General features: G+C 70.9%; 15 protein-coding genes. 6 read left to right on the top strand and 9 right to left on the bottom strand.

The window, feature by feature from the left end; all coding sequences use genetic code 11:
- Nucleotides 1–164: 164 nt before the first annotated feature.
- From ABZV42_RS10955 to ABZV42_RS10970, 4 genes are read right to left on the bottom strand one after another with little or no spacing between them, the layout of a single operon-like run.
- Nucleotides 165–1,256: an amidohydrolase family protein gene (locus ABZV42_RS10955; RefSeq protein WP_355985674.1), complete on the bottom strand. Its 1,092-nt coding sequence runs from the start codon at nucleotides 1,254–1,256 to the stop codon at nucleotides 165–167.
- Between the two features lie 47 nt (nucleotides 1,257–1,303).
- Nucleotides 1,304–2,092, bottom strand: coding sequence for an amino acid ABC transporter ATP-binding protein (locus ABZV42_RS10960; RefSeq protein ID WP_356051676.1), 789 nt, complete (start codon nucleotides 2,090–2,092; stop codon nucleotides 1,304–1,306).
- Complete coding sequence (locus tag ABZV42_RS10965) at nucleotides 2,089–2,922, bottom strand: amino acid ABC transporter permease (RefSeq protein WP_355985679.1); 834 nt, start codon at nucleotides 2,920–2,922, stop codon at nucleotides 2,089–2,091. The genes ABZV42_RS10960 and ABZV42_RS10965 overlap by 4 nt, the downstream gene beginning before the upstream one ends.
- A 4-nt stretch (nucleotides 2,923–2,926) precedes the next feature.
- Complete coding sequence (locus ABZV42_RS10970) at nucleotides 2,927–3,784, bottom strand: transporter substrate-binding domain-containing protein (RefSeq protein WP_355985681.1); 858 nt, start codon at nucleotides 3,782–3,784, stop codon at nucleotides 2,927–2,929.
- A gap of 175 nt (nucleotides 3,785–3,959) precedes the next feature.
- On the opposite strand from ABZV42_RS10970, the gene ABZV42_RS10975 reads away from it, so the two are divergent.
- From ABZV42_RS10975 to thpD, 5 genes are all read left to right on the top strand, one after another.
- Nucleotides 3,960–5,060, top strand: coding sequence for an aminotransferase class V-fold PLP-dependent enzyme (locus tag ABZV42_RS10975; protein ID WP_355985721.1), 1,101 nt, complete (start codon nucleotides 3,960–3,962; stop codon nucleotides 5,058–5,060).
- 414 nt (nucleotides 5,061–5,474) lie between these two features.
- Nucleotides 5,475–6,014, top strand: coding sequence for a diaminobutyrate acetyltransferase (ectA, locus tag ABZV42_RS10980; RefSeq protein WP_355985683.1), 540 nt, complete (start codon nucleotides 5,475–5,477; stop codon nucleotides 6,012–6,014).
- 97 nt (nucleotides 6,015–6,111) lie between these two features.
- The gene (ectB, locus tag ABZV42_RS10985; protein ID WP_356051679.1) at nucleotides 6,112–7,383 is read left to right on the top strand and encodes a diaminobutyrate--2-oxoglutarate transaminase; all 1,272 of its coding nucleotides are present in this window, start codon (nucleotides 6,112–6,114) and stop codon (nucleotides 7,381–7,383) included.
- A gap of 62 nt (nucleotides 7,384–7,445) precedes the next feature.
- Entirely contained in the window at nucleotides 7,446–7,850 is a 405-nt protein-coding gene (locus ABZV42_RS10990) for an ectoine synthase (RefSeq protein WP_355985687.1), read from the top strand.
- Between the two features lie 7 nt (nucleotides 7,851–7,857).
- Entirely contained in the window at nucleotides 7,858–8,745 is an 888-nt protein-coding gene (gene thpD, locus ABZV42_RS10995; protein WP_355985689.1) for an ectoine hydroxylase, read from the top strand.
- 111 nt (nucleotides 8,746–8,856) lie between these two features.
- On the opposite strand, the gene ABZV42_RS11000 is transcribed toward thpD, so the two are convergent.
- The 4 genes from ABZV42_RS11000 to ABZV42_RS11015 form a co-directional block, all read right to left on the bottom strand.
- Complete coding sequence (locus ABZV42_RS11000; RefSeq protein ID WP_355985691.1) at nucleotides 8,857–9,906, bottom strand: aminotransferase class V-fold PLP-dependent enzyme; 1,050 nt, start codon at nucleotides 9,904–9,906, stop codon at nucleotides 8,857–8,859.
- A gap of 124 nt (nucleotides 9,907–10,030) precedes the next feature.
- Nucleotides 10,031–10,744 carry a DsbA family oxidoreductase gene (locus ABZV42_RS11005; protein ID WP_355985694.1) on the bottom strand — a complete coding sequence of 238 codons (714 nt, stop codon included), beginning with the start codon at nucleotides 10,742–10,744 and terminating at the stop codon, nucleotides 10,031–10,033.
- 79 nt (nucleotides 10,745–10,823) lie between these two features.
- On the bottom strand, nucleotides 10,824–11,393 hold the full coding sequence (locus ABZV42_RS11010; protein WP_356051680.1) for a GNAT family N-acetyltransferase: 570 nt from the start codon (nucleotides 11,391–11,393) through the stop codon (nucleotides 10,824–10,826).
- Complete coding sequence (locus ABZV42_RS11015) at nucleotides 11,390–12,385, bottom strand: helix-turn-helix domain-containing protein (protein WP_356051682.1); 996 nt, start codon at nucleotides 12,383–12,385, stop codon at nucleotides 11,390–11,392. The genes ABZV42_RS11010 and ABZV42_RS11015 overlap by 4 nt, the downstream gene beginning before the upstream one ends.
- A gap of 70 nt (nucleotides 12,386–12,455) precedes the next feature.
- Between ABZV42_RS11015 and ABZV42_RS11020 the strand changes: the two genes are divergently transcribed.
- A complete protein-coding gene (locus ABZV42_RS11020) occupies nucleotides 12,456–13,844 on the top strand; it encodes an MFS transporter (RefSeq protein WP_355985701.1) in 1,389 nt (462 codons plus the stop codon).
- On the opposite strand, the gene ABZV42_RS11025 is transcribed toward ABZV42_RS11020, so the two are convergent.
- Nucleotides 13,804–14,412, bottom strand: coding sequence for a DUF1349 domain-containing protein (locus ABZV42_RS11025; RefSeq protein WP_355985703.1), 609 nt, complete (start codon nucleotides 14,410–14,412; stop codon nucleotides 13,804–13,806). The two genes, ABZV42_RS11020 and ABZV42_RS11025, sit on opposite strands and share 41 nt — an antisense overlap.
- Nucleotides 14,413–14,470: the final 58 nt, after the last annotated feature.

A 14,470-nucleotide genomic window follows, 5' to 3' on the forward strand; every position in this document is an offset into this window, starting at 1 on the left:
CGTCACTCGCTCAACGCACCCGGCCCGACTTGCCGGTTGACGCGCCGGCCGTGAACCGCCGACGCGCCGGAGCACGCCCGATGGTGGGTAACGAGCGCTCCACCCCGTCCATAACGCTCCGTCAACCAGGGCCACTTCGCCCGCCCCGGAAGGTGTGAGCCCGGTCAGCCGACGATCCGCCCGTTCAGGACCACACGGCGCGGATCCGCGAGGACCCGTACGTCGTCGCGCGGGTCCCCGTCGTAGACCACGAGGTCCGCGGGCGCCCCTTCGTCGAGCCCCGGCCGCCCGAGCCAGCGCCGGGCGCCCCAGGCGGTGGCGGAGAGCGCCTCGACGGGCGGGATGCCGGCGGTGACGAGCTCGGCGACCTCGGCCGCGACGAGGCCGTGCGCGAGGGAGCCGCCCGCGTCGGTGCCCACGTAGACCGGGATCCCGGCGTCGTACGCGGCCCGCACGGTGTCGTAGCGGCGCTCGTGCAGGCGTCGCATGTGCGCCGACCACTGCGGGAACTTGGCCTCGCCGCCGTCCGCGAGCCGCGGGAAGGTGGCGATGTTCACGAGGGTCGGGACGATGGCGACACCGCGCTCGGCGAAGAGCGGGACGGTGTCCTCGGTGAGGCCGGTGGCGTGCTCGACGCAGTCGATGCCCGCCTCGACCAGGTCCCGGAGCGAGTCCTCGGCGAAGCAGTGCGCGGTGACCCGGGCGCCCAGCCGGTGCGCCTCGGCGATCGCCGCCTCCACGGCCTCACGCGGCCAGCAGGCGCCCAGGTCGCCGGTGCCGCGGTCGAGCCAGTCACCGACGAGCTTGACCCAGCCGTCACCGCGCCGGGCCTCCTGGGCGACGTACGCGACGAGGTCCTCGGGCTCGATCTCGTGGGCGTAGTTGCGGATGTAGCGGCGGGTGCGGGCGATGTGCCGGCCCGCACGGATGATCTTCGGGAGGTCGTCGCGGTCGTCGATCCAGCGGGTGTCGGAGGGTGAACCGGCGTCCCGGACGAGGAGGGTGCCGGCGTCGCGGTCGGTCAGCGCCTGCTTCTCGGAGACGTCCGCCGGTACCGGGCCGTGGGCGTCGAGCCCGACATGGCAGTGCGCGTCGACCAGGCCGGGCAGCGCCCAGCCCTCGACGGTGCGGACGTCACGGGCGCCGCCGGGGCGCTCGTACGAGATCCGGCCGCCGACGACCCACAGCTCGTCGCGGACGTCGTCGGGTCCGACGAGGACCCGCCCCTTCACGTGCAGTACCGGGTGATCGCTCATGCACCGCACCTTAGTGAGGCGGCTCCCCCGTCTCGCCGCGCCCGGACCTACTCCTGGTCCGTCCGGTCCGGTTTGCCCTCCTCGACGTCCGCCATCGCCGGGTCGAGCAGCCGGGACAGGAAGTGCCGCGTCCGCTCGTGGGCGGGGTTTCCGATGACCTGCGCCGGGGCGCCCTCCTCGACGATCACACCGCCGTCCATGAAGACGACCCGGTCGGCGACCTCCCGCGCGAAGGACATCTCGTGGGTGACGACCATCATCGTCATGCCCTCGTCGGCGAGCATCCGCATGACGGCGAGGACGTCCCCGACGAGTTCGGGGTCGAGCGCGGAGGTCGGCTCGTCGAAGAGCATCACGCCGGGCCCCATGGCGAGCGCGCGGGCGATCGCGACGCGCTGCTGCTGGCCTCCGGAGAGGGAGGCCGGGAACGCGTCCGCCTTCTCGGACAGGCCCACGCGGCGCAGGTTCTCGGCGGCGATCCGGGCGGCCTCGTCCTTGCTCCGCCTCAGCACCCGGCGCTGCGGCAGCGTGAGATTCCCGGTCACCGACAGATGGGGGAAGAGGTTGAACTGCTGGAAGACCATGCCGATGCGGCGGCGTACGGCGTCGATGTCGACGTCGGGGTCCGTGATCTCCGTCCCTCCGACGAACACCTGCCCCTTGGTGGGCTCCTCCAGGAGGTTCACACAGCGCAGCAGGGTCGACTTGCCGGAGCCGGACGGGCCGATGACGCAGACGACCTCGCCCTGTCCGATCTCCAGGTCGATGCCCTTCAGCACCTCGTTGTCGCCGAAGGACTTGTGCAGGTCCTTGACCTGGATCTCGGGTGTGCTCACTGAGCGGCCCCCTTCCGGTTCGCCTCTAGACGCCGCGCGACGAAACCGAGCGGGATGGTCACCAGCAGGTAGCACAGGCCGGCGACGAGGATCGGCGTGGAGTTGGCGGTCGTACTGGCCAGGTCGCGGCCGAACTTGGACAGTTCGCGCTCCTCCAGCGTCACCCCGAGGAGCAGAACGAGGGAGGAGTCCTTGAAGAGCATGATCAGCTCGTTGGTGAGGGGCGGGAGGATGATCCGGAACGCCTGCGGGATGATGACCGAGACCATCGCGCGGGCGGGCGAGAAGCCCAGTGAACGGGCCGCCTCCATCTGCCCCTTGGGTACGGCCTGGATGCCCGCGCGGAACGTCTCCGCCATGTACGCGGCGCCGATCAGACCGAGGCCCAGGGCGGCCTTGCCGTAGGTGCCGCCGACGATCTCCGTGCCGGGGAAGGCGAGAGGGACGGCCACCCCGATGAAGACGAAGATCAGCAGGGCGGGCAGACCGCGGAAGATCTCGATGTAGACACCGGCCACCCAGCGGTACGGGCCCACGGAGGACAGCCGCATCAGCGCGATGACCAGACCGAGCACCAGGCCGACGACGAAGCCGGACACCGTGTAGATCACGGTGTTCTTCAACGCCAGCGTGAGGACGTCCGGGAACATCTGCCGGGCGATGGTCCACTGGGCGAACTGGTTCTTCAGCCGGCCCCAGTCCGCCGTGACCGCGAGGGCGATCACGACGGCGACGAATACGACGTACTGCACGCCGCGCGACAGGCGGCGCTTCTGACGCCGGGTCAGGCCCTTTTTGCTTGGCTGGAGTTGTAGGTCGATACCGGCCATGGGGTCAGGAGGCCGAGGCTGACGGGGAGGCCGCCGAGGCGTCGTACGGCCCGATCCACTTCTCGTACAGCTTCTTGTAGGTGCCGTCGGCCTTCGCGTCCGCCAGCGCCTTGTTGATCGCGGCGACCAGCTTCGTGTTGCCCTTCTTCACCGTGAAGCCGTACTGCTCACCGGTGTTGAGGTTGTCGACCACCTTGAAGGCGTCGGCGTTGGCCTTGTTCTTCAGCCAGCCCTGGACGACCGGGTAGTCGATGATGACGGCCTTGACCTGGCCGGTGCGCAGGCCGTTCAGGACGGCGTCGGAGGTCTCGAAGGAAACCGGGTCGAAGCCCTGCTTCTTGGCGTAGTCCTCGCCGGTGGTCTGGGCCTGGGCGCCGAGCTTGACGCCCTTGGACTTCACGTCGGCGAGCGAGGTGACGCCCGCGCCCTTGTCGACCAGGACGGCCTGGGTGGCGTCGAAGTAGGGGTCGGAGAAGTCGACGTTCTTCGCACGCTCGGGCGTGATCGTCATACCGGCCGCGGCCAGGTCGCAGTCGCCGGAGTTGAGGAAGGCGCCGGTCTTGAAGTTCTCGAACGGTGTGTCGAGGATCTGCTGCTTCACGCCCAGGTTCTTGGCGACAAGGTCGATCAGGGACACGTCGAAGCCCTGCACCTTGCCGTCGATCTCCGACTGGAACGGCGGGTAGGGCAGGTGGGTGCACGTGGTGAGCTGGCCCGCCTTGACGAGCTCGACCCCGCCGGAGGCGGTCTTGGAGCCGCTGCCGCCGCTGCCACTCGAGGTGCAGGCAGCGACGAGCGTCAGCCCGGCCGTCAGGGTGATGGCGGCCAGGACTCGGGTCCGGCGGCCGGGGAGGGTGTTCACGGCGGGCCTTCCTGTCAGGGAACTGTGGGTTCCGATTATAAGGAGAAGTTTGAGGTACTCAAATCAAACCGATGGCTACAGGGCCGTTCGACCTAAGAAGTCATCAGTAGGCGGGGGCGGGGGCGCGACAGTTAATCTCGTCACCTGTACCCCAGTGAGTGAAGAGAGCACCGTCGTGACACACCCCTTCCTGGACCTCGCCCCGCTGAGCGCCGCCCGTTTCGCGTCGATCGAGGACCGCGTCGCCCGCCTGCTCTCGACCGAGCAGAACGTCGTGATCATGCAGGGCGAGGCGCTGCTCCCCCTGGAAGGGGCCATCCGGGGGACGGCCGGTCCCGGCACCACCGCCCTGAACGTCATCACCGGCCCCTACGGCCAGACGTTCGGGAACTGGCTGAGGGACTGCGGGGCGAAGGTGATCGATCTGGCGGTCCCGTTCCACACCGCGGCCACCGCCGAGCAGGTCCGCGAGGCCTTCGCCGAGCACCCGTCGATCGACTTCGTCTCGCTCGTGCACGCCGAGGCCGCCACCGGCAACACCAACCCCGTGGGTGAGATCGGCGAGGTCGTACGCGAACACGGCGCCCTCTTCTACCTGGACGCCGTCGCGTCGATCGGCGCCGAGCCGGTGCTGCCGGACGCCTGGGGCGTCGACCTGTGCGTGATCGGGGCGCAGAAGGCGATGGGCGGCCCCGCCGGGGTGTCCGCGGTGTCGGTGAGCGAGCGGGCGTGGGCGCGGATGGCTGCGAACCCCGCCGCGCCGCGCCGTTCCTACCTCTCGCTGCTGGACTGGAAGGAGCGGTGGGTCGACGGGGGCCGCAAGGCGCTGCTGCACGCTCCGGCGCAGTTGGAGATGCTGGCGCTGGAGGCGTGCGTCGAGCGGATCGAGGGCGAGGGACTGGACGCAGTGATGGCCCGTCACGCCTCGGCCGCCGCGGCGACCCGGGCGGGCGCCCTGGCCCTCGGCAGCGGTCTCGCGCCGTACGTGGACGCCGCCTCCGACGCGGCACCCGTCGCCACCACCCTGCGGGTGCCGCAGGACGTGGACGCGTCCTCGGTGGTCGCGAAGGCGCTGGCCGCGGATCCCGCGCTGCCGCTCGCCTCGGGCGGCGGCGCTCTCGCGCAGTCGATGATCCGCGTGAACCACTACGGCCCCGACGCCACCCGCGGCGCGGTCCACTCCAGCCTCGCGGGGCTCGGCGCGGCGCTGGCCGAGTCCGGCTTCGAGGTGGACCCGGAGGGGGCGCGCCGGGCCGTGGCACTGGCCTGGGGCTGACCCGTCGGCGACCGGCGGAGGGGTCCGCGCCTCCGCCGGGCCGAGGAGTCCCCGGGATCTCGGACGGCGACGCGGCGGGAATTGCAATTCCCCTTCCCTCCACTATCCTGACGTCAATTCGTACCCGAATTCTTTTGATACAGCTTCCCGCATTCTCCTTCCCGTTCTCCCTGCACCTAAACGCAAAGGTTTCGCGGACGCGGGCAGGTGTGATTCGAGGAGACCTCCTCCACATTTCCCCCCTGTGACACGCTCCACAGTGGGTCCGTTTTCTATGGTATTTTCCGGGCAATTCCTCCCATAGAGCCACCTCTGCCGGTGATCATTCACGGGCGCGTGATAACACGCGAGAGCGCCGTACGTAACCCCGTCCGACGATGCAATTTCAACTTTTCGCCGGTAAATTCAATCCGCATGACCGCCGCCCGAGCAGACCTGTCAGCGGAATTCCTGGAAATGCCGGAGGGCCTTCGGTTCGACCGTCCTGAGGTGGCCGACGGGGCCGCCCTCTGGCGTATCGCCAAGGACTCCCGAACCCTCGACCTGAACTCCTCGTACAGCTACCTGCTGTGGTGCCGTGACTTCGCCGGCACCTCGGCGGTGGCTCGCGACGCGGACGGGCTGCCCGTCGGTTTCGTCACCGCGTACGTGCGCCCCGAGCGGCCACGGACCCTCCTCGTGTGGCAGGTGGCCGTCGACGAGGCACACCGCGGCCGAGGACTCGCCGCGCGCCTGCTCGACGGACTGACCGCGCGGGTGGCTGCCGAGCGCGGGCTGTCCGTCGTCGAGACCACCATCACTCCGGGCAACACCGCCTCCGAGCGCCTGTTCACGTCGTACGCACGGCGTCACGGCGCGGCCGTCGAGCGCGAGGTGCTGTTCGAGACGAAGCAGTTCCCCGACGGGCCGCACGACCCCGAAGTGCTGTACCGCATCGGCCCGTTCTCCTTCTGACCCCCCTGCTTCAGCCCCCTGCTTCAACTCCCCTCCTTCGGCCCCCTTCCGAACCCCTCTTTCTCCCCTCCCCCCACGCTTCGAGGAGCGAATCGCCTTGACCATCACCCAGCCCGACCTGAGCGTCTTCGAGACCCTGGAGTCGGAGGTACGCAGCTACTGCCGCAACTGGCCCACGGTCTTCGACCGGGCCCGGGGCAGCCGGATGTACGACGAGGACGGACACGAGTACCTCGACTTCTTCGCCGGCGCCGGGTCGCTGAACTACGGGCACAACAACCCCGTGCTCAAACGGGCCCTGATCGACTACCTGGAGCGCGACGGTGTCACTCACGGTCTCGACATGTCGACGACCGCGAAGCGCGGCTTCCTGGAGGCCTTCCAGAACCTGGTGCTGCGGCCGCGCGACCTGCCGTACAAGGTGATGTTCCCCGGCCCGACCGGCACCAACGCCGTCGAGTCGGCGCTCAAGCTCGCGCGGAAGGTGAAGGGGCGCGAGTCGATCGTGTCGTTCACCAACGCCTTCCACGGGATGTCGCTCGGCTCGCTCGCCGTGACCGGCAACGCCTTCAAGCGGGCCGGCGCGGGTATCCCGCTGGTGCACGGCACCCCGATGCCGTTCGACAACTACTTCGACGGCCAGGTCCCGGACTTCCTGTGGTTCGAGCGGCTTCTCGAGGACCAGGGCTCGGGCCTCAACCAGCCCGCCGCGGTGATCGTCGAGACCGTGCAGGGCGAGGGCGGCATCAACGTCGCGCGGCCCGAGTGGCTGCGCGCGCTCGCCGAACTGTGCGAGCGCCGCGACATGCTGCTGATCGTCGACGACATCCAGATGGGCTGTGGCCGGACCGGCGCGTTCTTCTCCTTCGAGGAGGCGGGGATCGTGCCCGACATCGTGACCGTGTCCAAGTCCATCAGCGGCTACGGGCTGCCGATGTCGCTGTGCCTGTTCAAGTCGGAGCTGGACATCTGGGAGCCGGGCGAGCACAACGGCACCTTCCGCGGCAACAACCCGGCGTTCGTCACGGCCGCCGCCGCCCTGGAGGCCTACTGGGCCGACGGGTCCGCCATGGAGAAGCAGACCCGCTCCCGCGGCGAGCAGGTCGAGCAGGCGCTGATCGCCATCACCGAGGAGAACCTCGCCGACGTCAAGGAGTACCGGGGCCGCGGGCTGGTCTGGGGCATCGAGTTCAAGGACAAGACACGCGCCGGGCGCGTCGCCCATCGCGCCTTCGAACTCGGGCTGCTCATCGAGACGTCCGGCCCCGAGAGCGAGGTCGTGAAGCTGCTGCCCGCGCTCACCATCACCCCCGACGAGCTCGACGATGGCCTGCGCACTCTCGCCCGCGCCGTCCGCGAGACCGTCTGAGCCTGCCGCAGCGAGGCCGGCCGGAAAGCACGAGAAGCACGAGAGAGAGGGATCGCACCACCGTGATAGTCCGTTCGTTCAAGGATGTCGAAGGCACCGACCGGCATGTGAAGGCCGCGACCGGCACCTGGGAGAGCAAGCGCATCGTCCTCGCCAAGGAGAAGGTCGGCTTCTCCCTGCACGAGACGATCCTGTACGCGGGCACGGAGACGTCGATGTGGTACGCGAACCACATCGAGGCCGTGCTCTGCGTCGAGGGCGAGGCCGAACTCACCGACGAGGAGACCGGCCGGAAGCACTGGATCGAGCCGGGCACGATGTACCTGCTGAACGGTCACGAGCGCCACACCCTGCGTCCGAGGACCGACTTCCGGTGCGTCTGTGTCTTCAACCCGCCCGTCACCGGGCGGGAGGACCACGACGAGAACGGCGTCTACCCGCTGCTCACCGAACCCGAGGAGGTGTGACACACCGATGACCACACTCACCGATCTGTACCCCAGCCGCGCCGCCACCGAAGTGGCCGTGCCCCGCCAGGACCCGGTTCTCTGGGGCGCGCCGGACACCCCCGGCCCGATACCGGTGCCGGACCTCCACTCCTACGAGCGCGACGGCTTCCTCTCCGTCGAACAGCTCATCGCCGAGGACGAGGTCGCGGTCTACCGGCGGGAGTTGGAGCGGCTCGTCACCGATCCGGCCGTCCGCGCCGACGAACGCTCGATCGTCGAGCCGGGAACGCGGGAGATCCGGTCCGTCTTCGAGGTGCACCGGATCAGCGAGGTCTTCGCCCGTCTCGTGCGCGACGAGCGCGTGGTCGGCCGTGCCCGGCAGATCCTCGGCTCGGACGTGTACGTCCACCAGTCGCGGATCAACGTCAAGCCGGGCTTCGGGGCCGGCGGGTTCTACTGGCACTCGGACTTCGAGACCTGGCACGCCGAGGACGGTCTGCCGAACATGCGGACCGTGTCCGTGTCGATCGCGCTGACCGAGAACCACGACACCAACGGCGGCCTCATGATCATGCCGGGGTCGCACCGGACGTTCCTCGGGTGCGCGGGGGCCACGCCGAAGGACAACTACAAGAAGTCGCTCCAGATGCAGGACGCCGGAACGCCCTCCGACGAGGCGCTGACCCGACTCGCGAGCGAGCACGGCATCAAGCTCTTCACGGGCAGGGCCGGTTCGGCGACCTGGTTCGACTGCAACTGCATGCACGGCTCGGGGGACAACATCACCCCGTTCCCGCGCAGCAACGTCTTCATCGTGTTCAACAGCGTGGAGAACGCCGCGGTGGAGCCGTTCGCGGCGCCCGTGCGCAGGCCGGAGTTCATCGGGTCCCGGGACTTCACGCCGGTCCGGTGACCCGCTCTCCCCGTGTGCCGGCCGCCCGACCGGCCGCGGGCACACGCCCGGCGAGGTGTTCCGCGTAAGGCGGGACACCTCGCCGTCGTGTCGGGGCCGTGCGGCGGAGGCTCAGCCGGGCAGCACGTCGAGCAGCCGGTCGACGTCGTCCGCGGTGTTGTACAGGTGGAAGGCCGCCCTCAGATGGCCCGCGCGGTCGGAGACTTCGACCCCCGCCCGGCTCAACTCGCCCTGGAGACGGCCGAGTCCGGGCACGGAGACGATCGCGGAGCCGGGGGCGGGTACCGGCTCGTGGCCGCGCTCCAGCAGGCCGGCGCGGAAGCGGTCGGCGAGGGCCAGGTCGTGGGCGTGTACTCGCTCCACGCCCAGTTCCTCGACGAGTTCCAGCGAATGCCGGGCACCCGCGTACGCGAAGAGCCCCGGGCTCTCGTCGAACCGCCTTGCGGAGTGGGCGAGTTCACCGACGGGGCCGTAGCAGCTCTCCCAGGGGACCTCGCCCGCGACCCAGCCGGCGAAGACCGGGGTGAGTCCGCCCAGGTCCTCCGGGACGACCAGGAAGGCCACGCCGCGCGGGCACACCAGCCATTTGAAGGCGACGCCGGCCACGAAGTCGAAGGCGTCCGCGCGCAGCGGCAGCCAGCCGGCGGACTGGGACACGTCGACGTACGTACGGGCTCCGTGCTTCCGCGCGGCCTCCCCGATCGCCTCCAGTCCGGCGATCCGGCCGTCGGCCGACTGGGCGGCGCTCACCGCGACGAGCGCGGTGCCGGGGCGCACGGATTCGGCGATCCGCTCCAGTGGTACTGCGCGGACCTTGAGGTCGCCGCGGGTGTGGAAGGGGGTCACGACAGAGCTGAAGTCCGCCTCGGCGGTGAGGACTTCGGCGCCCGGCGGCAGCGAGGCCGCGATCAGCCCGCTGAACACGGCGACCGAGGCCCCGGTGGCCACCCGGCGCTCGGACACCCCGGCGAGACGGGCGAACGACGAGCGTGCCGCCTCGACGTCCGCGAACATGTCGGCGGGCTGTCCTGCCGCCACGGACTCCACGGCGACCCGCATCGCGGTCACCGTGCGAGCGGGCAGGAGGCCGGTGCTCGCGGTGTTCAGATAGGTGTTCTTCGGGGCGAACTCGGCACGGACGAGGGTCTCGAAGGTCTCCATGGGACCACTGTGGGCCCGGACGATGCCCAAGTCCATTGCGGACTTCTACGTGGTTTCCCCAAGGGACGCTTATGAATGGGCCCCGACCTGCGTCTTCCGCTGCCGGGACCCCCGCCCGGGCCTGTCAGCCCTGCGGAACGGCGCAGCCGTCCGGACCACAGGCCTCGGCGCCCTCGTCCTGGATCAGCGTGAGCTGCGGACGCTCACCCCAGGCCTGGGCCAGCGCCTGGGCGAAGACCTCGGCGGGCTGCGCGCCGGAGACGCCGTAGGTGCGGTCAAGGACGAAGAAGGGGACGCCGTTCGCGCCCAGCTCGGCGGCCTCGCGCTCGTCGGCGCGGACGTCGTCGGCGTAGGCGTCCGCGTCGGCGAGCACCTCACGGACCTCGGCGGCGCCGAGCCCGGCGGCTACGGCCAGCTCCACGAGCCGCTCGTCGTCGCCGAAGACGGTCCGCTCCTCGGCGAAGTTGGCCTCGTAGAACAGGCCGATCAGCTCGTCCTGGCGGCCCCGCGCCTTGGCGAGGTGCAGCAGCCGGTGCATGTCGAAGGTGTTGCCGTGGTCGCGGTCCCGGGTGCGGTACGCGAGGCCCTCGGCGGCGGCCTGGGTGCCGAGGTTCTCCTCGCCCGCCTGTGCCTGCGCCGCGCTCATGCCGTACTTCTTGGTCAGCATCGTGATGACGGGCTGGATGTCGCCCTTGGCGCGGCCGGGGTCCAGCTCGAACGAGCGGTGCACGACCTCGACCTCGTCACGGTGCGGGAACGCGTCGAGCGCCTTCTCGAAGCGGGCCTTTCCGACGTAGCACCAGGGACATGCGATGTCCGACCAGATCTCGACGCGCATTCTTCGGCTCTCTCCAGGTCGTGCGGATGGGGGACACCCTCCAGGGGCTGCCGATAGGTGAACGTTCAAGCGGCTCGGGTCATTCCCCGGCCGCGCCCCCGGTCACAGCCGCTTCCCCGGTCCTGTCCGCGTCCCCGGTCCCGTCCGCACGCCCGGGCACGGTGTACCGGAGATACAGGTGGTGATCGCCCTCCTCGGGCGGGTTCTCCGGGTCGGGGGCCCAGCCCAGGCGGGCGTAGAAGTCCTGCGCGCGCAGATTGCCGGTGTGCACGTCGAGGGTCGCCGTGCGCTTCCCGTCCGCCTGCCACTCCTCCACGCAGGCCGCGTGCAGGACCGTACCGATGCCGACGCGCCAGTGGCCGGGGTCGACGTGGAACTGGAACAGCTTGACCGTCTCGGCGGATGAGCCCTCCGGGGTGCGGAACGAGGCGATGCCGACGATCCGTCCCTGTGCGACGGCGCACAGCACATGTCCGTCGCGGCGCGCGATGGAGCCGCGCCAGGCCTCGGCCCAGTCGACGTCGCCCTGCGGGACGCCGTCCGGGTAGTACGTCGAACGGGCCCGGAAGTGCAGATCTGCGATGGTCTCGGCTTCGGTGGGCAGGGCGGTGCGCACCACCAGCCCGCCGGTCAGGCGTTCACTGATCATGCAACGGAGGACGTCACGGCTCCGGTCACGGTTCCGTGCCGGCTGAACTGGGCCCGGTAGGCGCTCGGGGTGAGACCGGTCCGGCGGACCACGTGGGCGCGCAGCGAGTCGGCGGTGCCCAGCCCGCAGGCCGCGGCCACCTGATCCATCGACAGGGTCGTGGTCTCCAGGAGCTCCTTGGCGCGTTCCACGCGCTGGTGGACCAGCCACTGGAGGGGGCTGACCCCGCTCTCGGCGTGGAACCGGCGGGTGAGGGTGCGCACGCTGACGCCCGCGTGCCGGGCCAGGTCGGTGAGGGTGAGCGGCTTGTCGAGGTTGCGCATGGCCCAGCCGCGGGTGTCGGCACAGGCGTTGCCGCGCTCGGGGGGCAGCGGGGTCTGGGTGAACTGGGTCTGGCCGCCGGGCCGTACGGGGGCGACGAGGGCGAGGCGTGCGACCTCGTTGGCGACGGCGGCGCCGTAGTCGGTACGGATGATGTGCAGACACAGGTCGATGCCGGCGGCGTAGCCGGACGAGGTGAGGAACGGCCCGTCCTGCACGTACAGCACGTCACCGCGCAGCTCGACCTGCGGATAGCGCCTGCGCATCACCTCGGCGTGCGCCCAGTACGTGGTGGCCCTGCGGCCCTGGAGCAGGCCCGCCTCGGCGAGCTGGAAGGCGCCGGTGCAGATGGACGCGATGCGCTTGCCGGCGGCGGCCGCCTCGCGGAGGGCGGCCACGATCCGCGGGTCCGGCTCGAACGGCTCCCCGGTGCCGGCGACGACCACCGTGTCCGCCTCCAGAACGGCCTCCAGACCGTGCGGGACGTACAGGTCGAGTCCGCCCGTCGTGGGCACGGGGCCCGGCTCGGCCGTGCAGACGACCACCTCGTAACCCGGCCGGCCGGCCACGTCGACCTTGCCGAACAGCATCTCCGGCATCGCGAGGTTGAACAGCGCGACGGGAGAGGGGGCGATGACGGTGACGCGGTGCGGGGCGAGCCGCTCGGACATGGCCAGAACCTCCGGACGTATGGCATTCAGGCCACTACTGTACGGCGCCACGGATCCGCAGCATGGGGACATGTCAACGAACCAGATGTCCAGGGCCCACGAACCCGGCCTCGAACAGGGGGAGTCGGGGTCCGGGAAGCCCTCCTCGGCGCTCACCCTCACCGCCGCGTTGCTCGGCTTCGCGCTGACCTGTCTCGACGCGTCCGTGGTGAACGTGGCCCTGCCCGCGATCGGCACCTCGTTCGGCGCCGGGATGTCCGGTCTCCAGTGGGTGGTGGACGCCTACACCCTGGCCTTCGCCGCGCTGATGCTGTCCACCGGCGCCTTCTCGGACCGGGCCGGGGCGAGCCGGGCGTACGCGCTGGGCACGGCGGTGTTCACACTCGCCTCGGTGGCCTGCGGACTGGCCCCGGGCCTGCCGGCCCTCGTCGGCGCCCGGGTGGTGCAGGGCGTGGCGGCGGCGGTCGTGCTCCCGGCCTCGCTGGCGCTGGTGCGGCAGGCGTACCCGGAACCGGCGCGGCGGGCCCGCGCGGTGGCCGCCTGGGCGGCGGGCGGTTCGCTGGCGGTGGCGCTCGGGCCGGTGGCGGGCGGCGCGCTGACCACGGCCTGGGACTGGCGCGGCATCTTCTTCGTCAACGTGCCGGTGGGCGCGGTGATCCTGCTGCTGCTCGTGCGCGCCCCGCGCTCGCGGCCCCGCCCGGCCCCGCTGGACCTGCCCGGCCAGCTGACCGCGGTGGTCGCCCTCATGGCGCTGGCCTTCGCGGTGATCGAGGGCGGGACGGCGGGCCGGGCCGCGCTGCCGGTGGCCGTGGTCGCGGGCGCGGCGTTCCTGTGGGTCGAGGCGCGCCAGGCGCATCCGGTGGTGCCGCTCGGGCTGTTCCGCGACCGGACCGTGGCCACGACCGTCGCCGTGGGCTCGGCCGTCAGCGTGGCCTTCTACAGCATGGTGTTCGTCTTCTCGCTCTTCTTCCAGCGGGTCCAGCACCATTCCGCGCTTCAGGCCGGGCTGCTGTTCCTGCCGATGACGGGCCTGATCGCGGTGACGAACGTGGTGGCCGGCAAGCTCACGGGACGCTACGGCCCCCGGCTGCCGATGCTGGTGGGCCAGCCGGTGGCCGTCGCCGGTCTGCTCGCCCTCCTGAGCGTCGACGCCCGCACGCCCCCGCTGCTGGTGGCCGTGCTGCTGATCCCGCTGGCGCTCGGGTGCGCGCTGACGGTGCCGCCGCTCACCGCCGCGATGATGGACGCCGTGCCAGCCGAGCGTGCGGGGCTGGCGGCCGGTGTGCTCAACGCGGCCCGGCAGGTGTCCGGGGGCCTCGGGATCGCGGTGTTCGGGGCGCTGGTCGCCGGCGGTTTCGAGTCCGGCATGCGGCTGAGCCTGGCCGTCAGCGCGGCCCTGCTCACGGTGACGTTCGCCCTCAGCTTCCGTCTCGCAGGTCGCTCGGCCAGTCGGGCCTGAACTCGATGTGGTCGTAGGTCACCACACAGCCCTCCCCCATCGGCGACTGGGTCATGAAGCCCACCAGCGCCGCCCCGGTCTCCTTCTCCCCCGCCAGGGTGAAGAGGCGGACGAAGGTCCAGCGCTCGCCGTCGCGGGAGGCGTGGAAGGCGAAGGCCCGCCCGGTGCGGCTCATCCGCAGCCAGACGGAACTGCCCTCCACGGTGAAGGAGTTGGCGTCGTCGGAGTGCTCCCGGGTGACCACCGTGCAGACGGTGGGCACGTCCGGGGAGTACTCGAGACACAGCTTGGCCCAGGCCCGTTCCCCGACGTGGGCGTAGAGCACGCCCGCGTCGAAGGCCGCCCCGAAACCCACCGTCACGCGGGCGATGAGCTGGAAGTCCCCCTCCGGCGAGCCGAGCAGCCGGGGCGCGTCGGAGGCCGGGTCGAGGCCTTCGCCGGTGGGCGGCACGAAGCGGTCCTGCCGGGGGCCGGCCCATCCGGTGAGCACACCGTCCTCGTGCGACCAGTGCCCGTCGGGGCCGTAGGTGCGGAGGGGGAAAGGGAGTTCGGGGAGTGTGACGTCCATGGGTCCGAGTCTCTCAGGTCCGGCTCGACCGGGGGGTACGGGGTGTCGCGCCTCCGGC

Source organism: Streptomyces sp. NPDC005281, assembly GCF_040607495.1.
GTDB lineage: Bacteria > Actinomycetota > Actinomycetes > Streptomycetales > Streptomycetaceae > Streptomyces.

What these genes read in the sequence shown, in the direction of transcription:
- ABZV42_RS10955 (WP_355985674.1), bottom strand. Translation starts at nt 1,256, where the DNA reads ATGAGCGATCACCCGGTACTGCACGTGAAGGGGCGGGTCCTCGTCGGA.
- ABZV42_RS10965 (WP_355985679.1), bottom strand. Translation starts at nt 2,922, where the DNA reads ATGGCCGGTATCGACCTACAACTCCAGCCAAGCAAAAAGGGCCTGACC.
- ectA (WP_355985683.1), top strand. Translation starts at nt 5,475, where the DNA reads ATGACCGCCGCCCGAGCAGACCTGTCAGCGGAATTCCTGGAAATGCCG.
- thpD (WP_355985689.1), top strand. Translation starts at nt 7,858, where the DNA reads ATGACCACACTCACCGATCTGTACCCCAGCCGCGCCGCCACCGAAGTG.
- ABZV42_RS11000 (WP_355985691.1), bottom strand. Translation starts at nt 9,906, where the DNA reads ATGGAGACCTTCGAGACCCTCGTCCGTGCCGAGTTCGCCCCGAAGAAC.
- ABZV42_RS11005 (WP_355985694.1), bottom strand. Translation starts at nt 10,744, where the DNA reads ATGCGCGTCGAGATCTGGTCGGACATCGCATGTCCCTGGTGCTACGTC.
- ABZV42_RS11010 (WP_356051680.1), bottom strand. Translation starts at nt 11,393, where the DNA reads ATGATCAGTGAACGCCTGACCGGCGGGCTGGTGGTGCGCACCGCCCTG.
- ABZV42_RS11015 (WP_356051682.1), bottom strand. Translation starts at nt 12,385, where the DNA reads ATGTCCGAGCGGCTCGCCCCGCACCGCGTCACCGTCATCGCCCCCTCT.
- ABZV42_RS11020 (WP_355985701.1), top strand. Translation starts at nt 12,456, where the DNA reads ATGTCAACGAACCAGATGTCCAGGGCCCACGAACCCGGCCTCGAACAG.
- ABZV42_RS11025 (WP_355985703.1), bottom strand. Translation starts at nt 14,412, where the DNA reads ATGGACGTCACACTCCCCGAACTCCCTTTCCCCCTCCGCACCTACGGC.